The organism is Paenibacillus sp. 1-18, assembly GCF_000520755.1.
Classification (GTDB): domain Bacteria; phylum Bacillota; class Bacilli; order Paenibacillales; family Paenibacillaceae; genus Paenibacillus; species Paenibacillus brasilensis.
The window spans coordinates 1-736 of the sequence record NZ_ASSB01000217.1 but is presented as its reverse complement, the minus strand read 5'-3'; the positions used below and the strand labels follow the sequence as shown (position 1 = coordinate 736).

The 736-nt window shown below is 57.1% G+C and carries 1 pseudogene; it reads right to left on the bottom strand.

The window, feature by feature from the left end:
* Positions 1–736, bottom strand: a pseudogene (locus L693_RS30615) (WIAG-tail domain); the annotation flags it as partial.

Below are 736 nucleotides of genomic sequence, written 5' to 3'. Positions count from 1 at the left end.
TGCCGCCAGTTTTTCCGAGGTGATGCTTTCCGCTTGGAGCGCACGACCGGACACACTGTCCGGGGCAAGATGTTTTGTAAGCACCGAGGAAGCCTGTAGATGGGCCGAGGTAATTGCTTCGGCAGCCAAATGGGCCGAATCTACAGCCGCCACAGTCAGGTGACGGCTTTGTATGGCTTCATCTGCAATATGCCCGGATTGCACCGATTGGGCAGACAGCTTGGTAGAGGTTACACTTTCCTCCGCCAGTTTATCAGACGTAACAGATTCATCTTGCAATGCATGGGTCGATATCGTCTCTGATGCGATATGCACGCCCTGGATGGTTCCGAGGCGCAGATGGTGCGGCTGGATGGCCTCCGATGCAATATGCACGGCCTTCACAGCCCCTTCTGCCAGCGCTCTGTCCTGTACCGCTCCTGCTGCCAAATGGCGGGTGTGTACGGCATGCTCTGTCAAATGTGAAGGGCCGACGCTGCCTTCCGCGAGATTCGTCGCTTGTACCGAGTGTGCCGCCAGCTTTTCCGAGGTGATGCTTTCCGCCTGGAGCGCACGACCGGACACACTATCCTGGGCCAGATGTCTCGTAAGCACTGAGGAAGCCTGTAAATGAACCGAGGTCACTGCTCCGGCAGCCAAATGTGCCGAATCCACAGCCGCCACAGCCAGGTGGTTGCTTTGTACAGCTTCGTCCGCAATATGCCCGGATTGCACCGAATGGGTAGACAGCTTGGTG